Annotated in this window: 13 protein-coding genes; 4 read left to right on the top strand and 9 right to left on the bottom strand. The window is 73.5% G+C overall.

The annotated features are described in order from the left end of the window. Positions 1 to 92: 92 nt before the first annotated feature. The 3 genes from NDAS_RS00380 to NDAS_RS00370 form a co-directional block, all read right to left on the bottom strand. Positions 93 to 1469 (bottom strand): NAD(P)/FAD-dependent oxidoreductase, encoded by a 1377-nt coding sequence (locus NDAS_RS00380; protein WP_013151134.1) that lies wholly within the window; start codon positions 1467 to 1469, stop codon positions 93 to 95. A gap of 346 nt (positions 1470 to 1815) precedes the next feature. Then, positions 1816 to 2796: a Ppx/GppA phosphatase family protein gene (locus NDAS_RS00375; protein ID WP_013151133.1), complete on the bottom strand. Its 981-nt coding sequence runs from the start codon at positions 2794 to 2796 to the stop codon at positions 1816 to 1818. Next, positions 2793 to 3380, bottom strand: coding sequence for a DUF501 domain-containing protein (locus tag NDAS_RS00370; protein ID WP_013151132.1), 588 nt, complete (start codon positions 3378 to 3380; stop codon positions 2793 to 2795). The genes NDAS_RS00375 and NDAS_RS00370 overlap by 4 nt, the downstream gene beginning before the upstream one ends. A 267-nt stretch (positions 3381 to 3647) precedes the next feature. Between NDAS_RS00370 and crcB (NDAS_RS00365) the strand changes: the two genes are divergently transcribed. Continuing rightward, the gene (gene crcB, locus NDAS_RS00365) at positions 3648 to 4088 is read left to right on the top strand and encodes a fluoride efflux transporter CrcB (RefSeq protein WP_013151131.1); all 441 of its coding nucleotides are present in this window, start codon (positions 3648 to 3650) and stop codon (positions 4086 to 4088) included. Further along, the gene (gene crcB, locus NDAS_RS00360) at positions 4085 to 4462 is read left to right on the top strand and encodes a fluoride efflux transporter CrcB (protein WP_013151130.1); all 378 of its coding nucleotides are present in this window, start codon (positions 4085 to 4087) and stop codon (positions 4460 to 4462) included. Before crcB (NDAS_RS00365) ends, crcB (NDAS_RS00360) begins: the two co-directional genes overlap by 4 nt. Positions 4463 to 4472: 10 nt before the next feature. Here crcB (NDAS_RS00360) and NDAS_RS00355 read toward each other — a convergent pair whose 3' ends face one another. From NDAS_RS00355 to NDAS_RS00345, 3 genes are all read right to left on the bottom strand, one after another. Beyond that, positions 4473 to 4844, bottom strand: coding sequence for an FtsB family cell division protein (locus tag NDAS_RS00355; protein WP_013151129.1), 372 nt, complete (start codon positions 4842 to 4844; stop codon positions 4473 to 4475). 141 nt (positions 4845 to 4985) lie between these two features. Then, on the bottom strand, positions 4986 to 6269 hold the full coding sequence (gene eno / locus NDAS_RS00350; protein WP_013151128.1) for a phosphopyruvate hydratase: 1284 nt from the start codon (positions 6267 to 6269) through the stop codon (positions 4986 to 4988). A 104-nt stretch (positions 6270 to 6373) separates the two neighbouring features. Then, a complete protein-coding gene (locus NDAS_RS00345) occupies positions 6374 to 6931 on the bottom strand; it encodes a TetR/AcrR family transcriptional regulator (RefSeq protein ID WP_013151127.1) in 558 nt (185 codons plus the stop codon). Between the two features lie 150 nt (positions 6932 to 7081). Between NDAS_RS00345 and NDAS_RS00340 the strand changes: the two genes are divergently transcribed. Beyond that, positions 7082 to 8284, top strand: coding sequence for an FAD-dependent monooxygenase (locus NDAS_RS00340; protein WP_013151126.1), 1203 nt, complete (start codon positions 7082 to 7084; stop codon positions 8282 to 8284). Positions 8285 to 8431: 147 nt separating this feature from the next. On the opposite strand, the gene NDAS_RS00335 is transcribed toward NDAS_RS00340, so the two are convergent. Together NDAS_RS00335 and cysC are read right to left on the bottom strand one after the other, a co-directional pair. After that, positions 8432 to 9130 (bottom strand): MazG family protein, encoded by a 699-nt coding sequence (locus tag NDAS_RS00335; protein WP_049800335.1) that lies wholly within the window; start codon positions 9128 to 9130, stop codon positions 8432 to 8434. A gap of 128 nt (positions 9131 to 9258) precedes the next feature. Beyond that, positions 9259 to 10842 (bottom strand): adenylyl-sulfate kinase, encoded by a 1584-nt coding sequence (gene cysC, locus NDAS_RS00330; RefSeq protein ID WP_013151124.1) that lies wholly within the window; start codon positions 10840 to 10842, stop codon positions 9259 to 9261. Between the two features lie 322 nt (positions 10843 to 11164). On the opposite strand from cysC, the gene mfd reads away from it, so the two are divergent. Continuing rightward, complete coding sequence (gene mfd / locus NDAS_RS00325; RefSeq protein WP_013151123.1) at positions 11165 to 14770, top strand: transcription-repair coupling factor; 3606 nt, start codon at positions 11165 to 11167, stop codon at positions 14768 to 14770. 148 nt (positions 14771 to 14918) lie between these two features. Here mfd and NDAS_RS00320 read toward each other — a convergent pair whose 3' ends face one another. Continuing rightward, positions 14919 to 16706, bottom strand: coding sequence for a cell division protein PerM (locus NDAS_RS00320; RefSeq protein ID WP_013151122.1), 1788 nt, complete (start codon positions 16704 to 16706; stop codon positions 14919 to 14921). Positions 16707 to 16775 lie beyond the last annotated feature (69 nt).

Raw genomic sequence — 16775 nt, 5'->3', positions numbered from 1 at the left:
TGACTTGGCTTGGCCGCATTGGGACAGGAAACGGCCGGCTCCCCTCGGGGAAGCCGGCCGTGTCGCGCGCCTGTCGCGTGGGCCGCGCCCGGTCAGCTGACCCGGCGGAGGCGGCCGTCCTCGATCTGCGGGTGGCTGGCCTCCTCGAAGGCCTGGCGGGGCTCGGCCATCTCCGGGAGCGCGGCGTAGTCGCGGCGCAGGAAGAGGGCGAGCGTCCAGTCCGAGAGCACGCGCATCTTGCGGTTGAAGGTCGGGACCGCGAACAGGTGGTAGGACCGGTGCGCGTACCAGGCCAGGCGGCCGTTGAGCTTGATCTTGCCGAACAGCTGGGCGGCGCCCTTGTGGACTCCGAGCCCGGCGACCGCGCCCAGGTTCTTGTGGCGGTAGGCCTTGGGCTCGGTGCCGCGCAGGGCGGCGATCACGTTGTCGGCCAGGACCGGGGCCTGGCGGACCGCGTTCTGGGCGTTGGGCGGGTAGTAGCCGCCGTTGCCGTCCGGCACCTGCGCGTTGTCGCCGCCCGCGAAGGCGTTCTCCACGCCGTTGACGGCCAGGTACTCGCTGGTGTCCAGGTGGCCCTTGGGGCCGAGCGGCAGGTCGCTGGCGGCCACGACCGGGCTGGGCTTGACGCCCGCGGTCCACACCAGCGTGCCCGAGTCGAACTCGGTGCCGTCGCTGAGCTTGATGTGCTGGTCGACCGCCGACTCCAGGAAGGTCTTGAGCCGGACGTCGATGCCGCGGCGGCGCAGCTGGTTGAGCGCCTTGCTGCCGACCTCGGGGCCGACCTCGGGGAGGATCTTGTCAGCCGCCTCGATGAGGTAGAACTGCACGTCCTCCAGGCCGATCGAGGGGTGGTGGCGCACGGCGTCGCGGACCATGTCCTCCAGCTCGGCGATGGCCTCGGCCCCGGCGAATCCGCCGCCGACGAAGACGAAGTTCAGCGCCTTGCGCCGGATGGCCTCGTCGTCGGTGGAGTCGGCGATGGAGAGCTGGTCCAGGACGTGGTTGCGCAGGAAGGCGGCCTCCTCGACCGTCTTGATCCCGATGCCCCACTCGGCCAGGCCGGGGATGGGCAGGGTGCGCGAGACCGCTCCGGCGGCCATGACGAGGTAGTCGTAGGCGAGGGTCTGGGCCTCGCCGACGTTGGGCTCGTAGCGGACCGTGCGGTCGGCGTGGTCGATGCGCACGACCCTGCCGCCCAGGACGCGGACCCGCTTGAAGACCTTGCGCAGCGGGACGACCACGTGTCGGGGCGAGATGCTGCCGGACGCGGTCTCGGGCAGGAAGGGCTGGTAGGTCATGTAGGAGTTGGGGTCGATGACGGTGATCCGCGCCTCGCCCGCCCCGAGCTTCTTCTCCAGCCGCCTCGCGGTGTACATCCCGAGGTAACCGCCGCCGACGATGAGGATGTGCGGGATCTCCGCGTCGTCCCCTCCGCCGTGTACCAGCCGGTAGTTCCTGCTCTCGGTCATCGCATTTCCGCCCTAACGGTTCTTCTGTGTGGCGCCCCTTCCCAGGGGCCGCGAGGCTGTCACGGTCTTCGGTCGCCCGCGCCGTGGTCGCGGCGGGGTGCCGCCCGGGTCGGAGCGGGGTGCTTCGTCCCTTCGCTTGTGCATTCTTTCACAAGCCCCCTCCGACAGAGAAGGTTCACACCGGCTCACCTTCCCACCACTTCCCGCTCCACCCTACCGACGTTTCCGCAGGTCAGAACGGTTGTGAAAGCATTCACAAGGCCCCTGGGGGGTGACACGTCTCACCCGTGGCGCCCTTGCGCGCACCGCGGAAGACGCCCGGTGGGGCGCCCTCCCGCGGGCGGCGTCACACGACCAGGCTCCAGGCCACACCGTCGAGGATGTCGTGCTCACTGGCCGTGAAGGAGTCGGCCCCCGTGCGGGCGAGCACCCGCGACAGCACGAGCGCGCCCGCGCCGATGACGTCCACCCGGCCCGGGTGCATGACGCCGATCATCGACCGCTCCCGCGAGGTGGCCTTGAGCAGCTCCCCGGTGATGCGGTCCAGGTCGGCGACGCCCACGCGGGTGTGGTGGATGCGCTCGGGGTCGTACTCGGGCAGGTCCAGGGCGATACCGGCGACCGTGGTCGCGGTACCCGCGACGCACACGACCGAGGCGGCCTCGCGCAGCGGGACCACCCGCTCGACCTCGTCCAGCGCGGCCTCGATGTCGGCGGTCGCCGCCGCGACCTCCTGCGCCGTGGGAGGGTCGCTGCGCAGGTGGCGCTCGGTCATGCGCACGCAGCCGATGTCCACCGACAGCGACGCGCGGACCAGCTCGCCGTCGTCCCCGGACAAGGCGCCGCCCAGGACGAACTCGGTGGAGCCGCCGCCGATGTCCACGACCAGGAAGGGCGGGGCCAGGTCCTCGCCCGGGCCCTCGGCCTCCAGCTCGGCGGTGGCGCCCACGAAGGACAGCTCGGCCTCGTCCAGGCCGGTGACTACCTCGGGCTCCACGCCGAGGATGTCGCGCACGCCGTCGACGAAGACCTGGCGGTTGCTCGCGTCCCGGGTGGCGCTGGTGGCGACCATGCGCACCGCGTCCGGGCCCAGGGCGATGCCGTGCGCCTCGATGGCCTCGGCGTACCCGCGCAGCGCCTCGAAGGTGCGCTCCAGCGCCTGGGGCGCGAACGCCCCGGTCTCGTCCACGCCCTCACCCAGGCGCACGATCTCCATGCGCCGGTCGACGTCGACCACCTGCACCTCGTCCTCGCCCACGTGGACGACGTCGGCGATCAGCAGCCGGACGGAGTTGGTTCCGCAGTCGATGGCCGCGACACCGCTCATGATGCGTTCCCTTCGTCGCCCTCGGGGGCGTCCTCGTCGACACACACGCACGGGCCCCTGTCCCACCAGTGCGGCAGTTCCTCCAGCGCCTCGGCTCCGAAGGGGTTGGTCCCCGGCTCGGCCAGCTCGTGGGCGACCAGCGCGTGCAGGCACTTGACCCGGGTGGGCATGCCACCGGTGCTCTGCATGCCCTCGGGCAGCGGCTCGACGCCGTCCAGGCGCGCCTGCTCGGCCCGCTCGGCCAGGTAGGCCTCGTGCGCCCTGGTGTAGGCGGCCCGGAGTTCGGGCTCCTCCCCCAGGCGCTCCTGCATCCGGCGCATGCGGCCCTCGTTCTCCATCCGGCCGATGGCCGAGGCGGCGCGCGGGCACGTCAGGTAGTACAGGGTCGGGAAGGGCTCGCCGTTCTCCAGCCGGGGCGCGGTGCGCACCACGTCGGGCAGGCCGCAGGGGCAGCGGTGCGCGATCGCGCGTACACCGCGCGGCGGGCGGCCCAGTTGGAGTTCGACGGCGGCGGTGTCGCGCTCGGCGACCGGAGCGGGGCGCCCGGCGGCGTGCCCGGGCGCGGGCTGATCTGCGGAAGTCATGGCGCACCCAGCATAGGGCCGCACACGCACCCGAAGGCGCGGGCGTCCCTGTCGCCCCTCCCGCGCGGAGCCGTCGCCGGGCACGGAACACCCCCGCGTCCCGCGAGTAGGATGGCGGCGCACGGGCCTCAGGCGTCCGTGGCGCCGTCACACCGGTCGGCGCGCGGCGGTGGGGCCTGCCGTCAGCCGACCGCGACGTCCGCCAACGGTCCCTGCGCACCGGCGTTCCGGCTCCCGCGGCCGGGGCCACGACGTGTGGGGAGAACCATGTCCGCCGACGACCGAGCGCCCCGCTCCCGGCACGTGGCCGCCATGGCCGGGATCGCCGCCTGCGGCGGGGCCGCGGGGGCGGTGGCCCGCCACCTGGTGGCGCAGGCCTGGCCGACCCCCGACGGCGGTCCGCCGCTGGCCACCCTGGCCGTCAACCTCGCGGGCTCGGTGCTCATCGGCGTCCTGGTCGCGGCCGCCGCCGGGCCCCGGCCCGCGCCGCCCTGGGTCAGGCAGCTGCTCGGCACCGGCTTCCTGGGCGGGTTCACCACCTACTCGGCCCACGTCCTGGACACGGGGGCGCTGGCGGCCTCCGGACGGGTCGCCGAGGCCGCGGCCTACATGGCGCTCACGCTGGTCGGGGCGGTGGCCGGGACCGCCCTGGGCGCGTGGGCCACGGGGCGCGCGGTCCGCGCGCTGGTCCGTAGGAGGCGGCCGTGAACTGGGATGTGTGGCTCGTCGGTCTGGGCGGCGGCGCGGGCGCGGCCCTGCGCTACCTGGTGGACCGGGCCGTCTCGCGCGCGGTCGGCACGGGGCTGCCCTGGGGCACGTTCACCGTGAACGTCGCGGGCACCCTGCTGCTGGGGCTGCTGGTCGGCGCGGCGGGGGCGGCGGCGCTCCCCCCGCGGCTGTGGGCCCTGCTCTCCGTCGGGTTGTGCGGCGCGCTGACCACGTACTCGACCTTCTCCCACGAGGTCCTCTCCCTGGCCCGGGAGGGGCGTGTCCCGGCCGCCGCCGGCTACGCGGCCCTGACCGGGGGCTGCGCGCTGGCCGCACTGGCGGCGGGGGCGTGGGCCGCGGGCGCCCTGCTCTGAGGGCGCGGGCTCAGAGCCCGTCGTCGGGCGGCGGGCTGTCGGCCTCTTCCACCGAGCGCCACAGGGTGGTGAACCAGGGCTCGCTGGGGCCGGTGTCGTCCTCGTCCTCGTCCTCGGAGTCGGGAGGGATGACGATGTAGGCGGTCTCGCCGGGGTACTGGTAGTGCAGCCGGACGCGGGCCTCGCGCTCCACATAGGCGTCCTGGGTCATCTCCTCCTCGCGCTGGCGCAGGTCCTGCACGCTCTGCTCCATGCGCGCGCGCTCCTCGCGGAGTTCGGCGAGCTGGGCGCGCTGGGCGATGTACTCGCGCAGCGGGTAGGCCAGGCTGAGCGCGATCACGCACACCACGAGCGCGAGGATGGCCGCGCGGCTGGTGAGCATGGGCCGCACCCGGGGGGTGCGGCCCGTGCCCGTGCCCGAGGACCCCGTCTTCCGGGCAGGGCCGCGCCCTGGCCTGTCGGCTTTGGCCGCCTTCTTGGCCTTTGGACGCTGCTGCTCGGATTCGCGGGGCACTGGGGCAGACTAGCCGCGCGCGGCGAAGCGCGGGAAGGCCGACACGCCCGCGTACACGGCGGCGTCGTCGAGTTCCTCCTCGATACGCAGCAGCTGGTTGTACTTGGCGACCCGCTCGCTGCGAGCCGGGGCGCCGGTCTTGATCTGCCCGGCGTTGGTGGCCACCGCGATGTCGGCGATGGTGGTGTCCTCGGTCTCGCCGGAGCGGTGGCTGATCATGGCCGTGTAACCGCTGCGCTGGGCGAGGGAGACCGCGTCCAGCGTCTCGGTGAGGGTGCCGATCTGGTTGACCTTCACCAGCAGCGAGTTGGCGGTGTCGGCCAGGATGCCGCGCTGGAGCCGCTCGGGGTTGGTGACGAACAGGTCGTCGCCCACGAGCTGCACCTTGTCGCCCAGCTGGGCGGTGAGCTTCTTCCAGCCCTCCCAGTCCTCCTCGTCGAGGGGGTCCTCGATCGAGACGAGCGGGTAGGCCTCCACCAGCTCGGCGTAGTAGGCGGCCATCTCCTCCGAGGAGCGGGCCTTGCCCTCGAAGGTGTACACGCCGTCGCTGAAGAACTCGCTGGCGGCCACGTCCAGGGCGAGCGCGATGTCGGTGCCCGGGGTGTAGCCCGCCTTCTCGATGGCCTCCACGATCAGGTCGAGGGCGGCGCGGTTGCTGTCCAGGTTGGGGGCGAAGCCGCCCTCGTCGCCCACGCCGGTGGCCAGGCCGTGGGCCTTGAGGACCGACTTGAGGGCGTGGTAGACCTCGGTGCCCCAGCGGACGGCCTCGGAGAAGGTGGGAGCGCCGATCGGCGCGACCATGAACTCCTGGATGTCGACGTTGCTGTCGGCGTGCGCGCCGCCGTTGAGGATGTTCATCATCGGCACCGGCAGCACGTGCGCGTTGGGGCCGCCGATGTAGCGGAACAGGGGCAGCCCGGCCTCGGCCGCGGCGGCCCTGGCCACGGCCAGGGAGGCGCCCAGGATGGCGTTGGCGCCGATCCGGGACTTGTCCGGGGTGCCGTCCAGGTCGATGAGCGCGCGGTCGATGATGCGCTGCTCGTCGGGGGCGTGGCCGAGCAGCTCGTCGGCGATCTCGTCGTTGACGGCCGTGACGGCCTTGGTCACGCCCTTGCCGCCGTAGCGGTCACCGCCGTCGCGCAGCTCGACGGCCTCGAACTGGCCGGTGGAGGCGCCGCTGGGGACGCCCGCGCGCGCGATGGTTCCGTCGTCGAGCAGAACCTCGACCTCGACTGTCGGGTTGCCCCGGGAGTCAAGGATCTCCCGCGCCTGTACTGCCTCGATGGACGCCACGGTCTCTCTCCGTCTCTTGGGGTTTCTCGGACCACTGGTTCAGGACCCGACACGAGACTAGCGACCCCGCACCGGGGAGGAAGCGCGCACCCGGCGGAATTGGTCTAGTCCATATCGGACATGCCCGACTCCAGGGCGGCCATGGCGATGTCGATGGCGCGTTCGCGGTGGTCGGCGGCCTCCTCGGGGGAGAACATGACCGAGAGGTCCTGGATGCCGCCGAGGGCGATCACGGCGCCCATCCGGGCGGGCACGCCGCCCTCGGGCCCCACGAGGAGGGCGTCCAGGCGTCGGCGCCAGGAGATGACGGATTCGACCAGCCCCACGTCGGCCAGCGCGCCCAGGTCGTTGAGGACGGCGAGCAGCAGGGCGCTGTGGCGCACGCAGACGTCGAAGTAGTCGCCCAGCAGCGCGCGCGGGTCGTCGGCCCCGCCACGGCCGCCGTACCTGGCGAAGAGCGCCTCCATGTCCTCGCCCAGGGGCCTGACCAGTGACGTGAGCAGGTCGTTCTTGGAGGGGAAGTGGTAGTACAGCGCGGCCTTGGTGATGTCCAGGCGCTCGGCTATCTCGCGCAGGCTGGTCTTCTCGAACCCCTTGCGGGCGAACAGCTCCAGGGCCACCGCCCGGATCTGCGCCTTGGTGTCGCTCCGCGCTCTGGGCACCCGTGTCACTCCCGTTCCCTCGCCACCCGGTCAGCCGAGTCTAACTCCGACCTTCCGGCCAGTAGTTTACTTGTCGATCGGTAAGTTACTTGACGCACGGTAAGTAGAGTTCTAGCGTGGTGGCAACGGCACCCGAAGGAGCGAGAACCCATGACCGCCGTACGCAACGTCCTGATCTCCGGCGCGGGCATCGCCGGGCCGACCCTCGCCCACTGGCTCCACCACCACGGCATCGAGGCCACCGTCGTCGAACGCGCCCCCGCGCCCCGCACCGGCGGCTACGCCATCGACGTGCGCGGCACGGCCCTGGACGTCGCCGAGCGCATGGGGGTGCTCGACGGCGTCCGGGCCTCGGCCACCGAGATGTCCAGGGCCACGACCGTGGACGCCCGCGGCAGGCGCACGGGCGGCTTCGAGGCGAGTTCGGTCACCGCCGACGGCCGCTCCGCCGAACTGCTGCGCGGCGACCTGGTCCGCCTGGTCCACGCGCCGACCACCGCGTACACCGAGTACCTCTACGGGGACTCCGTCACCGCGATCGAACAGGAGCCGGACGGGGTCCGCGTGACCTTCGAGCGGTCCAGGCCGCGCGTGTTCGACCTCGTCGTGGGGGCGGACGGCCTGCACTCCACGACCCGGCGGCTCGCGTTCGGCCCGGAGGCCCCCCACCGCCGCTTCCTGGGCAGCTACATCAGCATCTTCACGGTGCCCAACCACCCGGGGCTGGACCGCGAGGCCGTGCTGTTCAACACCCCGGGGCGGCTCGTGGCCATGTACCAGACGCCCCGCGCGCGGGGGGCCAAGGCCATGCTGGCGCTGTCCGCGCGCGAGGAGAACGGCGTCGACCGCAGGCCGCCCGGACAGCAGAGGGAGTTCCTGCGCCGCGCCTTCGCCGGGCACGGGTGGGAGGCCGACCGGATCCTGGAGGCGATGGAGCGGGCCCCGGACTTCTACTTCGACTCCGTCGCCCAGATCCGCATGGACCGCTGGTCGACCGGGCGCGTGACCCTGCTCGGCGACGCCGGGTACTGCCCCTCCCCCATGTCGGGGCAGGGCAGCAGCCTGGCCGTGGTCGGCGCCCACGTCCTGGCACGGGAACTCGCCCGCCACGACGACCACCGCGCGGCGCTGGCCGCCTACGAGGCCCGGATGAGGCCGTTCGTGGCGGCCAACCAGGACATCGCCGACCGGGGCCAGGCGTTCCTGCTCCCGCGCACCCGACCGGCGCTGCTGGCACGCGGCCTCCTGCTCCGGCTGGCCCCGCTGCTGTCCTCCCTCGGCGGTTTCGACAACAGGCTGTCACGGGCGTCGGAGGCCCTGGAGCTGGACGCCCCCGCACCCGCCGGGGCCTGACCCGGACCGGCGACCAGCGGATCCACCCGCCCCCTTCGCCGTGGTCTCGTACCCACAGCGGGGTCCGGGCGCCGGCACCGGCCGCAAGCAGGAGATCAGCGCAGGCCAGGGCACCCGCTTCACACCGGCCGCACTACGGCCGGCCCGTCAGGCCTCGCCCGCCTTGTCCCAGTAGGTCCGCCACTCCCTCTCGGACAGCTCGCGGGGCTCCCTGCCGTCCGCGCGGGCGGCGTCCTCGGCGGCGCGCACACGCGCGTCGAACCGGCGGGCCGCCGCCCTCAGGTCGCTCTCGGCGTCGCGGCCCCGACCGCGTTCGGCCGCCACCGCCGAGAACAGCTCCCCGCCCTCGGCCCCGTCGTCGCCGACCAGGTCGGCGGGGAAGCCGTTGCGCACCGCCCGCCTCTGCAACTCGTCGGCCAGCAGCACCGCGGGCTGGGCGAACGGCACCCCGTCCAGGACCGAGTTGCGCCCGTCACCGCCCGCCGCCCTGGCCTTCTCCGCCCGCTCGGCGGCCTTGATGGCCTCCCAGTTGGACCCCACCTCGTCGGCGCCCGACACCTCGACCCCGCCGAACACGTGCGGGTGGCGACGGGTCATCTTGTCGATGATGGCGTCGGCGACGTCGTCCACCGTGAACCGCGCCGGGTCCCCCTCGGGCCGCTCGGCGGCGACCGCCGCGTGGAAGACCACCTGGAGCAGCACGTCGCCCAACTCCTCGCGCAGCAGCGCGAAGTCGCCCTCCTCGATGGTCTCCAGGGTCTCGTAGGCCTCCTGGATGAGGTACTTGGCCAGCGACCCGTGGGTCTGGTCGCGGTCCCACGGGCACTCCCGGCGCAGGGTGTCCATCACCTCGACCAGGCGCAGCACCCGGTGCCCGACCGGCGGGCCGCCGTCCCTGCCGCCCTGTGCGTCCCGCACGTCCCGGGGGTCTCGGGGGTCGTTCAACTCTCGTCCTCCACTGTTCGCGCCGCGGTTCAGCCGTCGTGCTCGGGCAGCCAGCCGCCCGCGCGCAGGGCCGACAGCACCCTGGCCACGGACTCGGCCGGGTCCACGCTCTCGGTGTCCACCACCAGGTCGGCGTCGTCCGGTTCCTCGTAGGGGTCGGAGATCCCGGTGAACTCGGGGATCTCCCCCGCCCGCGCCTTGGCGTACAGGCCCTTGCGGTCGCGGGCCTCGCACACCTCCAGCGGGGTCGCCACGTGCACCAGGAAGAAGTCGCCGAACTCCTCCACCATCGCGCGCACCTCCGCCCGCCCCTTGGCGTAGGGGGCGATCGGCGCGCACACGGTGACCCCGCCGTGCCGGGTGATCTCCGAGGCCACGTAGCCGATCCGGCGGATGTTGAGCTCCCGGTGCTCGCGGGAGAAGGTCAACCCGCTGGAGAGCATGCGCCGCACCACGTCGCCGTCCAGCAGGGTCACCGGGCGCCCCGACCTGCGGATGCCGTCGCACACCCCCCGGGCGATCGTGGACTTGCCCGAGCCGGACAGACCCGTGAACAGCACGGTCAGGCCCCTGGAGGTGCGGGCCGGGCGCAGCCGCGCCAGCTCCGCGCCCACCCGGGCCGGGGTGAACCACGAGGGCAGCTCGCGCCCGTGCGCCAGCTCCGTCTCCACCTGCTCGTCGGTCAGCTCGACCCGCGCGGACGCCGGGTCGGTCCGGGTCATGGGCAGCCACAGCCCGTCGGAGGAGTGGTAGCGCCACGGTTCGGGGTCCAGCACGGTCAGGGGCGGGCGCAGGGCCATCACCCGCTCGACGTCGGGGCCGTCCCCACCGGTCACCGCCAGCATGTGGGTGGCGCCGTAGGACGCGGCCACGTGCGCGGCCAGACCCACCTGGCGCGGCCCCCACGGCCCGCCGAACAGGCCCCGGGCGCGGTCGGCGCTCCTGGGCAGCGTGCACACCACGAAGGAGGTGCGCGCGGGCAGCAGGGGCCCGGCGGCCAGCACCGCCGTGGCCATGCCCTCGTCCTCCAGACCGGTGTCGACGATCACCAGCACGTCGGCGCGCCCGCCCTCGCCGTGGACCAGGCCCAGCGCGTCGGCCTCGGCCCGGATCTGGTGCAGGGCGCGGTGGTGCAGCGGCCGGTCGGTGACCACGGCCAGCAGGGGGCGCTCGGAGGGCTCCAGCTCGCGCTGGGCCCGCACCTCCGCGGGCGAGGGCCGCAGCTCGCGCAGCACGCCGTAGGTGGGCGGGCGCAGCAGGGTCACGGAACCGGCCAGGAGGTGGCGGCCCCCCGCGTCACGCCAGTGCTCGGTGACGTCGAGCCCGGCCAGCGGCGCGCCCTCCGGGTCGGAGAGGGTCAGGTGGTCGGCTCCGGACAGCTCCTCGGGCACCTCCAGCGTGACCGGAACCGGCCAGGGACGCCCGTCGGGCAGACGGCCGTCCCGCTCCACCGACACCGCCTCGTCCCGCGTCATGAAACCGGGCAGCGGGTAGGCGCCGTTGAGGATCAGCTCCAGGTGGGCGAGCCCGTCCGGACCTGGTGCGAAGACCGGGGCGTCCGGGCTCCCGACACCGCCCTGCGGCGCACTCCCACGCCTGTTGGCACTCACCACGCGCTTCCTCTCCTCGGGCGGTCCGGCAAACGCGTCCAGCGTATGCCGCGGGCGCGGGGCGACCCGCCCTCGCACCGTGTCAGACGGAATAGAAGCAGCTCGGAGACGGTTCTACCCGGTGCGCCGCCGCCCGCGCCACCAGGCCGGGGACGCGGGCGGCACGGGGCAGCCCCGTGTCGCCGGTTGTCCACACCCCGCCCGCGCCGGACCGCCGGACTCGATAGTCTGAGAGGTGCCGGGCGTCCACTCACGCAGCCGCCTTCTTCCCGTGCAGGCCGCGACCATCACCGCCTGATCCGGACCACTTCCACTTTCTGGTGCTATGAGCCTCATTGGACTTCTCGCCGACGTCTCCAGGGACCCGGCACTGCACAGCGCGATCGAGGCCGCCCGAGGCGGCCGCGATCCCCACCTCGACCTCGTCGCCCCGGCGGCGCTGCGCCCCTTCATGGTGGGGGCGCTGGCCGCCGACGCCCCCGTGGGCGCGCAGCGGCCCGTGCTCGCCGTCACCGCCACCGAGCGCGAGGCCTCCGACCTGGCCGACGCCCTCGGCTGCCTGCTGCCCGAGGACTCGGTGGCCCTCTTCCCCGCGTGGGAGACGCTGCCCCACGAGCGGCTCTCCCCGCGCTCGGACACCGTCGGCCAGCGGCTGGCCGTCCTGCGCCGCCTGGCCCACCCCGACCCCTCCGACCCGCTGACCACCCCGCTGCGCGTGGTCGTGGCCCCGGTGCGCAGCGTCCTGCAACCGCTGGTGTCCGGGCTGGGCGACCTGGAGCCGGTGCGCATCCGCCCCGGCGACGAGGTGCCGCTGGAGGAGGTCGTCCAGGCCCTGGCCAACACCGGTTACGCCCGGGTGGACCTGGTCGAGAAGCGCGGCGACATGGCCGTGCGCGGCGGCATCCTGGACGTGTTCCCGCCCACCGAGGAGCACCCGCTGCGGCTGGAGTTCTGGGGCGACACCGTCGAGGACGTCCGCTACTTCCAGGTCGCCGACCAGCGTTCCATCGAGTCCGGCGGCGGCGATGACCCGCGTACCAGCGCCTCCTCCGGGCTGTTCGCGCCGCCGTGCCGCGAACTGCTGCTCACCGACACCGTGCGCGGGCGCGCGCGGGCGCTGGCCGAGGAGCACCCCTCCCTGGCCGAGATCCTGCACAAGATCGCCGACGGCGTCGCCGTGGAGGGCATGGAGGCCTTCGCGCCCGTGCTCGCCGAGCGCATGGAGCCGTTCCTGGCCCACCTGCCCGAGGGCGCGATGGTGGTGGGCTGCGACCCCGAACGCATCCGCACCCGCGCGGTGGAGCTGGAGGCCACCAGCGCCGAGTTCCTGGACGCGTCGTGGATCAACGCCGCCTCCGGCGGCGAGGCGCCCATCGACCTGGGCGAGTCCGCCTACATGTCCATCTCCGAGCTGCGCTCCACCGCCGCCGAGCTGGGCCTGCCCTGGTGGGGACTGACCCCGTTCGCCGCGGACGAGCAGGGCGGCGCGGCCGAGGAGGACGACGCCGTCGTCGTCGGCGCGGTGCCCTCCGAGTCCTACCGGGGCGACACCGAGCGCGCGCTGGCCGACATCAAGGGATGGCTGCACGACAACTGGAGCGTCGTCCTGGTCACCCAGGGACACGGCCCCGCCGAGCGCCTGGTCGCGATGCTGCGCGACGCCGGGCTGGGCGCCTCCCTGTCCGCTGACCTGACCGAGCGGCCCAAACCGGCGGTCGCCACCGTCACCACCGGCCTGGTCGACCACGGGTTCCTGCTGCGGTCGGTGCGCACGGTGGTGCTCACCGAGACCGACCTGGCCGGACAGAAGTCCTCCACCCGGGACATGCGGCGCATGCCCAGCAGGCGGCGCGGCACCGTCGACCCGCTCCAGCTCAAGCCCGGCGACTACGTCGTGCACGAACAGCACGGTGTGGGCCGCTACCTGGAGATGGTCAGCCGCCAGGTGCAGGGCGCCACCCGCGAGTACCTGCTCATCGAGTACGCGCCCTCCAAGCGCGGACAGCCGGGCGACCGCCTGTTCGTGCCCACCGAGCAGCTGGGCGAGGTCACCCGGTACGTGGGCGGCGAGGCGCCCACCCTGTCCAAGATGGGCGGCGCCGAGTGGAGCAAGGCCAAGAGCCGCGCCCGCAAGGTGGTCCGCGAGATCGCGGGCGACCTCATCCGGCTGTACTCGGCGCGCCAGGCCTCCCCCGGGCACGCCTTCGGCCCCGACACCCCGTGGCAGCGCGAACTGGAGGACGCGTTCCCCTACGTGGAGACGCCCGACCAGCTCGCCGCCATCGACGAGGTCAAGAAGGACATGTCCAGGTCGGTCCCGATGGACCGGCTGATCTGCGGCGACGTCGGCTACGGCAAGACCGAGGTGGCCGTGCGCGCCGCCTTCAAGGCCGTGCAGGACGGCAAGCAGGTCGCCCTGCTGGTGCCCACCACGCTGCTGGTGCAGCAGCACCTGTCCACGTTCACCGAGCGCTACGCCTCCTTCCCGGTCACCGTCAAACCGATGTCGCGGTTCCAGACCGACGGCGAGGTGGAGGCCACCCGCGAGGGGCTGCGATCCGGCGAGGTGGACGTGGTCATCGGCACGCACCGGCTGCTGTCCTCGGAGACCCGCTTCAAGGACCTGGGCCTGGTCATCATCGACGAGGAGCAGCGCTTCGGCGTGGAGCACAAGGAGGCGCTCAAGCGGCTGCGCACCCAGGTGGACGTGCTGGCGATGTCGGCCACCCCCATCCCGCGCACCCTGGAGATGGGCCTGACCGGCATCCGCGAGATGACCACGATCCTCACCCCGCCCGAGGAGCGCCACCCGGTGCTCACCTTCGTGGGCCCCTACGAGGACAAGCAGATCACCGCCGCGATCCGCCGCGAGCTGATGCGCGAGGGACAGGTGTTCTTCGTGCACAACCGGGTGGCGTCCATCGACAAGGTGGCGGCGAGCATCCAGCGCCTGGTGCCCGAGGCCCGGGTGGCGTACGCGCACGGCCAGATGAACGAGCAGCAGCTCGAGAAGGTGATGGTCGACTTCTGGGAGAAGAACTTCGACGTGCTGGTCTCCACCACCATCGTCGAGTCAGGCCTGGACGTGCCCAACGCCAACACCCTGATCATCGACCGCGCCGACACCTACGGCCTGTCGCAGCTGCACCAGCTGCGCGGCCGGGTGGGCCGCGGGCGCGAGCGCGCCTACGCCTACTTCCTCTACCCGCCGGAGAGGCCGCTGACCGAGACCGCCTACGAGCGGCTGGCCACCGTGGCACAGCACACCGAGACCGGCGCGGGCATGTACGTGGCCATGAAGGACCTGGAGATCCGGGGCGCGGGCAACATCCTGGGCGCCGAGCAGTCCGGGACCATCGCGGGCGTGGGCTTCGACCTGTACGTGCGCATGGTCGGCGAGGCCGTGGCCGAGCTCAAGGGCGACCCGGACGCGGCCGAGGAGGTCGAGACCAAGGTCGAACTGCCCATCAACGCCTACATCCCGCACGACTACGTGCCGGGCGAGCGGCTGCGGTTGCAGTCCTACAAGCGCATCGCCAGCGTCACCAGCGAGGAGGACATCCTCGCCGCCTACGAGGAGCTCACCGACCGCTACGGCACCCCGCCCGAGCAGGTGGACAACCTCATGGCGGTGGCCCGGTTCCGGGTGCTGGCCAAGTCCGCGGGCCTGTCGGACGTGGTGATGCAGGGCAACCAGATCCGCTTCGCCCCGGTGGAGCTGCGCGAGTCGCAGGAGCTGCGGCTGCGGCGCCTGTACCCCAAGACGATCCACAAGGAGACGACCCGGACCCTGCTGGTGCCGGTGCCCAAGTCCGGCGGCCTGGGCGGCAGGCCCCTGCGGGACCTGGAGCTGCTCAAGTGGTGCACCGACCTGGTCAACTCCATCTTCGAACCGCAGAAGAGGAAGCCCGCGCCCAAGGAGAACGCCTAGGACCGTCGCGAACGGGTTCGCGGCACCAGGGGCTGTGCCCACGCGCCCGGGCAGGCCCCGGGCACGGAGCGGGCCTGGCGGCCGGAGCCGGTGCAGGGCTTCGGCGGCTACCGTGGCCGGCCGCTCCCCGCCCGCGGACAGCCGCCCCTCAGCGCTGCGGGGTGTCGACACCGTCGGGTTCGGCCTCGTAGGTGATCCCGTACATCTCCTCGGACTCCTCGTCCTCGGCGGGCCGGCGGCGCCACCAGCGCCCGCCCTCGGCCCGCCTGGCCCTGCGCTCCGCGCGCCGCTGGTCGCGCAGCTCCCGGCGCGCGCGTTTGCGCTCCGCGCGCTCGGCGGCCCGGTCCGCGTCCGGCTCCTCGTCCTCGGGGGCCTCCGGCGAGGCGTCCTCTTCGGGGTCCGGTCGCACCTCCTGCTCACGGCGACGCAGCGGGGTGACCGTGGCCAGACCCTCACCGACCGGCACGTCCGGGGGCAGCTCCACCTCCGGACGTTCCCGCGGTTCCTCCTCAGCGGAGCGCGCCGCGTCCCTGGCCGAACGCGCCGCCTCCTTGGCCGGGCGCGTCACGCCCTTGGCGGAGCGCGGCGTGGCCCTCGCGGCGGGCGCCTCCCCCGCCGAAGACGCCGTGTCCTCCTTCGCGCGGCGCCGCCCACGCCAGGCCGTCCAACGCGGGGCCCTGCGCGCCGGGCGCTCACCCCGCGTGTACCACCAGTTCGCCACCCACGCCACGACGGCGGCGGCCACACCCACCTCCAGGGCGGCCACCAGGCCCACCTGCCACGCCGACGGCCCGACCTCGCTCAGCCTCTCGTCGCCGAGCGGCCCACCGGCCAGCGCGGCCAGCGCCGCGCACAGCAGCCCCGTGGTCACACCGCACACGAACCCCCACAGCGGAGCGGCCTCGCTGACCACGTCCGGGGCGCTGCGCTGGGTCAGGGCACCGCCCACCGCACCCGCCACGAACGGCACCGCCAACGCCAGCAGCGAGGCCACCGGCGCGGCCCCGTTCGACGGCAGCGCGGCCAGCATCGGCAGCATCGGCAGGGCTCCCACCGACACCCCCGTCGGCGCGACGACGGTCCCCGCCCCCACCGCGAACCCCGGGCCCAGCGCGTAGCAGAGCGCGAACACCACCGCGTTGGGCAGGTACGCCAACTGGACCACGATCAGCAGCGCGCCCCCCACCAGGCCCGGGCCGAGCACCCGGGTCGTCTCGACGACCTCGGGCAGGCTCATCGCCAGCGCCACCAGGAACAGCACCAGCCCGCCCAGCAGGAGCGTCCCCGTGGAGGCGAGCATCCCCACCAGCAGGGAGCGCGATCGGGCGGGCATCAGCCGCAGCAGGTCCCGGACGGGCACCTCCTTGTCGCGCATCAGCTGGCGCAGCACCCCCAGCCCTCCGGCCAGGAAGGCGGTCACGAACCCCATGACCAGCGCGCGCGGCATACTCGGCTCGACCGCCTCGGTCCGCGCCAGCAGGGCCAGGGTGCCCGCGATCGCCGCGTACGGCCCGGCGATCGCCAACGCCGCCCGGTACACGTACCGCAGGCGGGGGATGTCGCAGGAACGCGCCAGCCACCGTCCCGACCGGTACAGCAGCAGCCCCGGCAACAGCACCAGCCCCAACGGCAGCAGGGCGATCTGACCGTCGGGCACCGAGAACGACACGTGGTGGCCCACCAGCCAGGCCAGCACCGCACCCTGGAGGATGTCGATGATGTCCTCGCCGAAGGTGTCGTGCGGCGCGGCCACCCACCCGATGATGGTGAGGGTGACGATCACGGCCAACCCCAGCGCCGCGGCGGTGGCCGCGGCGATCCCGCCGGTCGCGTAGACGGGTCGGGGCGCGGCGGCCGCGTCGGGCTCCGCCGCACCGCTGGACCGCGTGCGCTGGGAGGGACGGCCGCGGTCGGGGGGAGATCCTGACGTACTCACCCGACTTATGCTGCCAGGGACCGGAATGCTCCGTGGTATCCCGGCCGCGCGTGTCGTTGCCCGCGAGGA

The sequence above is a fragment of the Nocardiopsis dassonvillei subsp. dassonvillei DSM 43111 genome (assembly GCF_000092985.1).
GTDB lineage: Bacteria > Actinomycetota > Actinomycetes > Streptosporangiales > Streptosporangiaceae > Nocardiopsis > Nocardiopsis dassonvillei.
This window is presented reverse-complemented; position numbering and strand designations above follow the sequence as displayed.

Excerpts from the sequence above, each read along its gene's own strand:
- crcB (WP_013151131.1), top strand. The coding sequence starts at position 3,648 with ATGTCCGCCGACGACCGAGCGCCCCGCTCCCGGCACGTGGCCGCCATG.
- NDAS_RS00355 (WP_013151129.1), bottom strand. The coding sequence starts at position 4,844 with ATGCTCACCAGCCGCGCGGCCATCCTCGCGCTCGTGGTGTGCGTGATC.
- NDAS_RS00370 (WP_013151132.1), bottom strand. The coding sequence starts at position 3,380 with ATGACTTCCGCAGATCAGCCCGCGCCCGGGCACGCCGCCGGGCGCCCC.
- NDAS_RS00340 (WP_013151126.1), top strand. The coding sequence starts at position 7,082 with ATGACCGCCGTACGCAACGTCCTGATCTCCGGCGCGGGCATCGCCGGG.
- mfd (WP_013151123.1), top strand. The coding sequence starts at position 11,165 with ATGAGCCTCATTGGACTTCTCGCCGACGTCTCCAGGGACCCGGCACTG.
- NDAS_RS00375 (WP_013151133.1), bottom strand. The coding sequence starts at position 2,796 with ATGAGCGGTGTCGCGGCCATCGACTGCGGAACCAACTCCGTCCGGCTG.
- NDAS_RS00335 (WP_049800335.1), bottom strand. The coding sequence starts at position 9,130 with ATGGACACCCTGCGCCGGGAGTGCCCGTGGGACCGCGACCAGACCCAC.
- NDAS_RS00380 (WP_013151134.1), bottom strand. The coding sequence starts at position 1,469 with ATGACCGAGAGCAGGAACTACCGGCTGGTACACGGCGGAGGGGACGAC.